The sequence below is a fragment of the Streptomyces sp. NPDC059456 genome, from assembly GCF_042750055.1.
Taxonomy (GTDB): Bacteria; Actinomycetota; Actinomycetes; order Streptomycetales; family Streptomycetaceae; genus Streptomyces.
The window spans coordinates 1-9,615 of the sequence record NZ_JBHYVA010000297.1 but is presented as its reverse complement, the minus strand read 5'-3'; the positions used below and the strand labels follow the sequence as shown (position 1 = coordinate 9,615).

Genomic DNA, 9,615 nt, shown 5'->3' with positions numbered 1-9,615 from the left:
ACCGGAACCTCGTACTGCGTCGCACACAAGGTGATCTCCGTCGGCCCGTACAACACCCGCACCACCGTGCCCGGACACGCCTCCACCACCCGCCGCACCGCCACCGGCGACACCACATCACCACCCGTCAACACCTCGCGGACGCCGGAGAAGCAGTCCGCGTCCTGTTCGGCGATCACGCGGAAGAGTCCGGCGGTCAGGTGTACGGAGGTGATCCGTTCCCCGGTGAGGAGCTTCCTCAGGGCCACGGAGTCGATCGGCCCCGTCGGGGCGACGACGACGCGCGCCCCGGAGAGCAGCGGAACCCACAGCTCGTAGTCGGAGATGTCGAAGGCGTGCGGTGCGTGGAAGAGGACGCGCTCCTCGGGGCCGCTCTTCCAGGACGGGTCGAGGACCAGGTCGACGACGGCCCGGTGCGTAACGGCAACGCCCTTGGGCTCGCCCGTGGAGCCGGACGTGTACATCACATAGGCCAGGCCTTCGGCCTGCGGAGCAGCACCGGCACCGGCAGGGTCGCCGGAGGAGGCCGGCTCCGAGCCCTCCCGGGCTTCGCCGCCGGCCGCGAGCAGCGCGCCGTCCGCCACGTGGACGACGGCCGCCGTCCCCGCGGCCGAGGCCGCGTCCGCGGGCCGGTCCGTCAGCAGCAGCCGGGCGCGGCAGTCCTCGACGACGAGTCGGCGGCGCTCCGCCGGGTAGCCGTCGTGCAGCGGTACGTAGAACGCGCCGGTCTTCAGCACGGCCAGCAGTGCGACCACGAGGTCGGTGGAGCGTTCCATCCACACCGCGACCGCCTGTTCCGGTCCCGCGCCCCTGGCGACGAGTTCGCGGGCCAGGGCGTCCGACCGGACGTCCAGCTCGGCGTACGTGATGTCTGCTCCCCCGCCCGTGAGGGCGACGGCGTCCGGGGTGGCGTGCGCCTGCGCCCGGAAGAGGTCGGGCACGGTGGCGAGCGGGCTCCGGGCGGTGGCCCCCTGCCCCAGGGCGAGCAGCTGCTCTCGTTCGGCCGGGGCGAGCAGGTCGAGGTCGCGGATCGCGGCGTCCGGTGCGGCGACGATGGTTTCGAGGAGCCGGACGAGGCGCGCCGCCAGCCGTTCGACGGCCGCCCGGTCGAAGGCGTCCTCGCGGTAGTCGAGGTTGAAGACGAGCTCGCGTCCGGGAAGGACCATGAGGCTCAGCGGATAGTGGGTGGCGTCGTGGCCCGTGACGTCGGCGACCTGGAGGTCCGCGCCGAGTCCGGCGGACGCGGCCTCGTCCACCGGGTAGTTCTCGAACACGACCACGGTGTCGAAGAGGTCGGTGCGTCCCGCGGTCTTCTGGATTTCGGCGAGCCCGAGGTGCTGGTGGGGTATCAGGCGGGCCTGCTCGTCCTGAAGCCGCGCAAGGGTCTCGACGACGGACGATGCGGGGTCGAACCGTACCCGGACCGGCAGGGTGTTGATGAACAGCCCGACCATCGTCTCGATTCCGGGGAGCTCCGGGGGACGTCCGGAGACGGTGGTGCCGAAGACCACGTCCTCCAGACCGGTGAGACGTCCCAGCAGGATGCCCCAGGCACCCTGTATCAGCGTGTTGAAAGTGAGGTTGCGGGAGCGGGCCAGTTCGGTGAGGCCGCCCGTCAGGTGTTCGTCGACCGTGAAGGTGGCGCGCTGCGGGAACGATTCAGCAGGGCTCGTGCCCGGGTGGGGTACGAGGCGGGTGGAATCCTCGAGTCCGTCGAGGGCGGCCGCCCATTCCGTGCGCGCGCTCTCGCCGTCCTGCCGCGCGGTCCAGGCGAGGTAGTCGCGGTACGGCGTCACCGGCGAGAGGCGGGCTTCGCCTCGGCTCTGGTAGAGGCTGAACAGCTCCTGGAACAGGACGGCGTTCGACCATCCGTCGAGCAGGATGTGGTGGTTGGCCCAGACGAACCGGTAGTCGTCCTCGGCCATCCGGACGAGGGTGCAGCGGATCAGCGGGGCCTGGCCCAGGTCGAAGCGACGGCCCCGGTCCTCGGCGAGGAGGCGTTCGAGTTCGGCTGCGCGCTGCTCGTACGTGAGGTGGGTGAGGTCGACGTCCTGCCAGGGGACTTCGGTGTCGCGCATCACCAGCTGGACGGGCTGCCCCGTCTTGCGGTGCTGTATGCGCACCCGAAGGTTGGCGTGGCGGGTCAGCACCTCGTTCACCGCCCTGCGCAGTGCGGGTCCGTCGACCGTGCCGCGCAGGGAGATGACGAGCTGGACGACGTACGTGTCCGCGGCTTCGTCGTCGAACTGTGCGTGGAAGAGCAGGCCCTCCTGGAGGGGCGACAACGGAAGGATGTCTTCAATTCGCGACCGCTTCATTTCAAATCCTTCCGTTCAGATCGTCGTTCTCGGCGAACTCGAACTCGAACTCGTCGATTTCGTCTTGGCTCAGCCCCAGGAGGGGCACGTCGGACGGGGTCAGTCCGCCGATGTCGGGGGACTCGACCAGTGCGGCCATGTCGGCCAGGGCCTGCGTGTACGCCTCGGCGAGTTCCCGGATCTCGCCGGCCGTCGACAGTCGGCCCGGCCAGGCCCAGGTGGTGAGCAGTTCGGGTCCGGAGGCGGTCTCCCGGGCCACGGCGTTGACCGTGAGGGTGTGGGTCATGGGCATGTCCGGGTCGGCTCCGCCGCCGGCTTCTCCGTCGCCGACGACCGACCAGGGCTGTGGCTCCGTGCCGTCGTGGCCGGTCGGCGCCGGTGTGCGCCCCAGGTAGTTGAAGAGGACGTGAGCTGCGGGGAGGGCGGCGAGGCGGCCCGCGGCCGCCGGGTTGAGGTACCGGAGCAGGCCGTACCCGAACCCGTTGTCGGGGGCTTCCCGCAGCTGCTCCTTCGCGTATTTGAGGGCGTCCTCCGCCCCACGCCCGCCGGCGGCCTCCCGCACGTCGAGGCGGACGGGAGCAACGCTGGTGAACCAGCCCACCGTCCGTGAAACGTCGAGTGCGGGACTGATCTCCTGCCGCCCGTGGCGCTCGACGTCGACGAGGAACGGCGGCGTCTTCCCGCCGCGCCGTGCCGTACCACGGTCGACGGCCAGCATGAGGGCTGCGAGCAGGACGCTGTCCGGCGCGCAGTTGAAGGCCTCGGGCAGTGTGGTCAGCAGCGGCCCGGCCAGTTCCGCCGGCACCGTCACGCTGAGGGTCTCGGCGGTGCCCCACGTGTCGCGTGCGGGTTCGAGTACGGCCGGCACCGGGCCCCAGGGAGCCTCGGTGTCCGCGATGAGCCGCTCCCAGAAGGGCAGCTCCCCGATCCGCCGTTCCGCCTCGGCCGTCGTGTGTTCGGCCCAGCGGCGGAAGGACGTGTAGACGGGCTGCAGGCTCGGCTGCCGGCCCGCGGCGACGGCCTTCCAGGCGGAGACGAGGTCGGGCACGAGGATGCGCCAGGACACGGCGTCGACGGCGAGGTGGTGGAGCGTGATGACCAGGCTGCCGTGCTCGTGCGGTCCCGCGTCGAGCCAGACGGCGTCCAGCATCCGCCCGTCCGCCGGGGCGAGGCGGCTGCCCGCCCCGGCCTCCTGTTCCTCTTCCAGCTCCCGCAGCCGCGACCGCCCCAGCCCTGCGGCGTCGACACGGGACAGGGACGCCTCGGCGGAGACCGTGCCGGGCGGCAGCACTTCCAGCTGCCAGGTCCCGTCCGGGGATGCGGCGAGTCGCGCCCTGAGGAGGTCGTGGTGGTCGATGACCGCCTGCACCGCCGCCGTGATGTCCTCGCGCAGGAGGCCGCCGGGGGTCACGAGCGTGACCGACTGGCTGAACCGGTCGATGACGTCGCTGCGTTCGCAGAGCTGCCGCATGACCGGCGTCAGCGGCACCACGCCGGTGCCGGAGTCCGCCACCGCATCGGCTTGCACGTCCGCGTCGACCGCCACCGCCGCGAGCGCTTCGACGGTCTTCCGCTCGAACACCTGTCGCGGTGTGACGATCAGCCCTGCGGCGCGTGCCCTGGCGACGAGCTGGATGGAGACGATGCTGTCGCCGCCCATGGCGAAGAAGCTGTCGTCCGCGGAGACCTCGCCGACCCCCAGTACGTCGGCGAAGACCGCGCACAGCGTGCGCTCCTTGCCGGTGCGCGGAGCCCGGCCGCCCCCTCCCGCATAGTCGGGTGCGGGCAGGGCCGCCCGGTCGAGCTTGCCCGTCGGCCCGAGGGGAAGGGCGTCGAGCTGTACGAGGGCGGCCGGGACCATGTAGTCGGGCACGGCTTCGGCAAGACGGAACCGCAGGTCCTCGGGCTCGAGGCGTACGTCGGCGGCGGAAACCAGGTAGGCGACGAGCCGCTTGTCGCCCGGCCGGTCCTCGCGGACGACGACCACGGCCTGTGCCACGTCGGGGAGCGACTCCAGCACCGCCTCGATCTCACCCGGTTCGATGCGGAATCCGCGCACCTTCACCTGGGTATCGGTGCGTCCGGCGAACTCCAGGGTCCCCTCGGGCCTCCACTTCACCCGGTCGCCGGTCCGGTACATGCGCGTACCGGAAGGACCGAACGGGTCGGCCACGAACCGTTCCGCCGACAGGTCGGGGCGGTCGACGTAGCCGCGGGCCAGCCCCTCGCCGGCGACGTACAGCTCGCCGATCACTCCGCAGGGCACGGGCTGGAGCCCTTCGTCGAGGACGTACAGCCGCGTGTTGTCGAGCGGCCGGCCGATCGGGACGGGGGAGGTGGCGTGGCTCCCCGGGGGCAACGCGTGGTGGGCGACGCACAGGGTCGATTCGGTCGGCCCGTAGCTGTTGGTGAACCGCATGCCGTGGGCGTGGTCCTGTACCTTCCGCACCGCGGAGGGGGAGACCGTGTCACCGCCGACGTACACGTCGCGCAGGGTCGCGAAGCTCTGGGGCGCGCTCTCGGCCAGGGCCCGGAAGATGCCCTCGTTGAGCAGACCCACGGTGGCCCGTGCCTCCGTCATGGTGCGGGCGAGCTCGGGGATGTCCGCGGACACCGTGCCGGAGGCGACGAGGGTGGCACCGCTGAGGAGTCCGCCCCACACCTCGTAGGTGGAGGCGTCGAACGACGGCGAGGAGTGGACGAGGACACGGTCCTCGCCCGTGTGCTGCCAGTACCGGTCGGCGACGAGCGCGACGACGTTGCGGTGGGTGACGGCCACGCCCTTGGGCCGCCCGGTGGAACCGGAGGTGAACATGACGTACGCCAGGTCGAGCGGCCGCACCGGCGGCGCCGGATCGACCGCTGCCGGCACGCCCTGGGCGGGTAGCTCCTCGACCTGCAACGCGTCGAGACCGCTCCCGAGGTACCGGTCCGGGAGCAGGGCCCGGGTCGTCCTGTCGACCACGACGGCGGTGCTCCGGGAGTCGCCCAGGATCAGCTCCAGGCGGGCGGCGGGGCTCCGCCGGTCCAGGGGCACGTACGCGGCTCCGATGTGCACGAGCGCGATCGTCAGGGAGATCTGGTCGAGCCAGCCGTCCAGCAGGAGCGCGACGCGGTCGCCGCGCCCGATGCCGCGTGCGGCCAGCCCGTGCACGAGTTGCCGCACCCGCACGCCCAGCTCGGCGTAGGTGAGCTCGACTCCCCCGCCCACCAGCGCGAGGGCATCGGGCGTACGCGCGACCTGTGCCTGGAACAGCTCCGGCAACGTCGTCTCGGGAACCGCGTGGGCCGTGTCGTTCCACTCGACGAGCATCCGCCGGCGCTCGTCCGCGCCGAGGACACCGAGGGTACGGATCGGCTCGTCGGGATCGCCCGTGACGACTTCGAGGAGCCGGGACAGCCGCTCGGCGAGCTGCTCGACGGTGCTGCGCTCGAACAGATCGGTGCGGTAGTCCAGCTCACCCAGCAGCCCGGCCGGGTCTCCGTCGGGCCCATGGGTCTCGGCGAGGTTGAGGGACAGGTCGAACCTGGCCGCCGGGATGTGCACCTGCTCGTCCTGCGACTGGATGCCGGGCAGGTCGAGATCGGGACGGGCGTTGTTGTGGAAGGCGAGCATGACCTGGAACAGCGGGTGGCGGGCCATGGACCGCGTCGGGTTGAGGATCTCCACGAGCCGCTCGAACGGCACGTCCTGGTGGGCGAACGCCGCCAGGTCCGCTTCCCGGACCCGTTCGAGGACCTGGCGGAACGTCGGGTCGCCCGAGAGGTCGGTCCGCAGGACCAGCGTGTTCACGAAGAACCCGACGAGATCGTCCAGGGCGTCGTCGGTACGGCCCGCGATCGGCGTTCCGATCGGGATGTCCTCGCCGGCGCCCGTCTTCGACAGCAGGACGGCCAGCGCGGCCTGCACCGTCATGAACACGCTCGCCCCGCTGGAGCGCGAGAGCTCCACCAGACGCGCGTGTACGTCCGCCGGCACGCGCACGTCCACGGAGTCACCCTGACGGGAGGCGATCGGGGGACGCGGGTGGTCGACCGGCAGCTCCAGCTCTTCCGGCAGGTCGGCCAGCGCTTGCTTCCAGTAGGCGACCTGGGCCGCGATCACGCTGTCCGGGTCGTCCTCGTCACCGAGGACCTCGCGCTGCCACAGCGTGTAGTCCGCGTACTGCACGGGCAGCTCCGCCCATACCGGCGCATCCCCCTGGCAACGGGCCGCGTAGGCCTGCGACAGGTCCCGGGCCAGCGGCGCCATCGACCAGCCGTCGGCCGCGATGTGGTGGACCACCATCACCAGAACCCACTCGCCCGGAGCGTCGGTGACCTCCAGCAGCCGCACCCGCCACGGCAGATCCCGCTCCAGATCGAACCCGGCACCGGTCACGCCCGCCACCGCTGCGGCAATGTCACCCGCCGGCACCGACTCCACCACCACATCGGGAATGCCCGCCGCACCCTGCCGGATCTCCTGCCGCGGCTCGCCGTCCACCTGCGGGAACACCGTCCGCAGGCTCTCGTGCCGGCCGGCGACGTCCGCCAGTGCAGCTCGCAGCGCTTCAGCGTTCAGCTTGCCGGTCAGGCGGAGTGCGAGCGGGATGTTGTACGTGGCGGAGACGCCTTCGAGCTGCCCGAGGAACCACAGACGACGCTGCGCGAACGACACCGGAAGGACTTCCGGCCGCACCCGCCGCTCCAGCGGTTCCCGGACCCGACCACCCTCATCGAGCCGGTGTACGAGCCCGGCGACGGTCGGGGCCTCGAACAACGACCGGATGCCGACCTCGACCCCGAGGACGGACCGGATCCGGCTCACCAGCCGGGTCGCCAGCAGCGAGTGCCCGCCGAGTTCGAAGAAACCGTCATCGATCGACACCGACTCGACCCCGAGGACCTCGGCGAACAGCCCGCACAGGATCTCCTCCCGCGGCGACCGCGGCCCACGCCCCAACCCATCCGTCGTGTACTCGGGAGCCGGCAGCGCCTTGCGGTCCAGCTTCCCGTTCGGCGTCAACGGCAGACCGTCCAACACCACGAACGCCGACGGCACCATGTAGTCCGGCAGCCGATCCGCCACGAACCCACGCAGGTCCCGCGCATCGAAATGGCCGGTCGAAGCGCCGGCGGCCGGCACCACGTAGCCGACGAGGCGCTTGTCGCCGGGCTGGTCCTCCCGTACGACGACGGCGACCTGACTCACCGAGGCGTGATCCGCCAGCACCGCTTCGATCTCGCCCGGCTCGATACGGAAACCCCGTACCTTCACCTGCGCATCGGCACGGCCCACGAACTCCAGGACACCGTCCGCGGACCAGCGCACCACGTCACCGGTCCGGTACATCCGCGAACCGGCCACCACCGCGAACGGATCCGCGACGAACCGCTCCGCCGTCAACCCCGCACGACCCAGATACCCCCGGGCCAGCTGCGCACCGGCCACGTACAGCTCGCCCGCCACGCCCACGGGCACCGGCGACAGCGCGGCATCCAGGACGTACACGCGCGTATTGGCGACCGGCCGACCGATCGGAAGTGCGTCCGGCAGTTCGGCATCGGTGTACCACGACGTTGCATAGACCGTGGCCTCGGTGGGTCCGTAGCAGTTCGCCATGCGGGCTGCGGGGAAGGCCGACCGGATCTTCTTGGCAACGACCGGCGAAATCGCCTCACCCGCCATGACGACCGTTGCCGCGTCCACTGCCGGTTCACGGTCCAGGAGGCTCGAGAACACCGAGGGAACGCCGCTCACGAGCGGCCGGTCGGTGTTCCCTGCGGCTTCGTCGCCGAGTGCGAGCAGGTCCCGGATCACGTTGACCCGACCGCCGGCGAGCAGCGGAGCGACGATTTCGAAGACGGACACGTCGAAGTTGAGTGACGTCGACGCGAATACCTCCGCCAATCGGTCTGCGCCGAGCCCATCGGCAGCCCAGGAGGCGAGGTTCACCACGCTGCGGTGCTCGACCATCACGCCCTTGGGCCGGCCGGTCGATCCGGACGTGTAGATCACGTACGCCGGGTGGGCGGGCAGCGCCGGAGACCGGCGGTCGCTGTCGGTCAGGTCTCCGCCGTCCCGGCGGGCCATGTCCTGCCGGACTCCGGGCTCGTCGAGCAGCAGGTGCGGTGCGGCGTCGTCCTGGGGCAGCGCGGGCGCCGTGTCCGTATCGGTGATCACCAGCACCGGTTCGGCGTCCGCGAGCATGTAGGCGATCCGGTCGGCCGGGTACTCCGGGTCCACCGGAACGTAACCCGCACCGCTCTTGAGGACGGCGAACAGCGCGACCACCAGGTCGGCCGACCTGGGCAGCGCGACGGCGACGAGCTTCTCCGGACCGGCACCGCACGCCACCAGGTGACGCGCCAGACGGTTCGCCCGGGCGTTCAGCTCCGCATAGCTCAGCTCGACACCGCCACTGACCACGGCTCCGGCATCAGGAGTGCGCGCCACCTGCGCCTGGAAGAGCTCGGGCAGCGTCCCGTGCGGAACGTCGCGAGCAGTTGCGTTCCATTCGGTCAGGAGCCGGTGCTGCTCCTCGGCACCGAGCACGCTGACGGAACGGATCGCCGCATCGGGATCGGCGGTGACGGCTTCCAGCACGCGCACCACACGGTCCGCGAGTTCTCGCACCGTGCTCTCGGCGAACAGATCCGTTCGGTAGTCGAGCTGCCCTTGCAGTCCGGCGGGTGCTCCGTCTTCGTCGTGGAGTTCACCCAGGCTGACGGACAGGTCGAACTTGGCCGTCGCGCCCTCCACCTGTTCCCTGCGAACGGTCAGACCCGGCAGGTCGAGATCGGGGGCGGCGACGTTCTGGAACGCGAGCATGACCTGGAAGAGGGGGTGGCGGGCCATGGAGCGCGCCGGGTTGAGGATCTCCACGAGCCGCTCGAACGGCACGTCCTGGTGGGCGTACGCGCCGAGGTCGGCTTCCCGGACCCGTTCCAGTACCTGGCGGAACGTCGGGTCGCCAGAGAGGTCGGTCCGCAGGACCAGCGTGTTCACGAAGAACCCGACGAGATCGTCCAGGGCGTCGTCGGAACGGCCCGCGATCGGCGTACCGATCGGGATGTCCTGACCGGCGCCCATCTTCGACAACAGGACCGCCAGAGCGGCCTGCACCGTCATGAACACGCTCGCGCCGCTGGAACGCGAGAGCTCCACCAGACGCGCGTGCACCTCCGCCGGCACGTGCACGTCCACCGAAGCACCCTCGTGCGAGGCGACAGCGGGGCGCGGGTAGTCCACCGGCAGCTCCAACTGCTCCGGAAGACCGGCCAGGGCTTCCTTCCAGTAGGCGACCTGCGCCGC

Annotated in this window: 2 protein-coding genes; both read right to left on the bottom strand. The window is 71.1% G+C overall.

Annotated features, from left to right (window positions below):
• Positions 1-2,318: condensation domain-containing protein (locus ACFXA3_RS24000; protein WP_385189924.1), on the bottom strand; the 2,318-nt coding region annotated here is incomplete at its 3' end.
• Position 2,319: 1 nt separating this feature from the next.
• On the bottom strand, positions 2,320-9,615 hold a 7,296-nt coding region (locus tag ACFXA3_RS23995; protein WP_385189922.1), incomplete at its 5' end, for an amino acid adenylation domain-containing protein.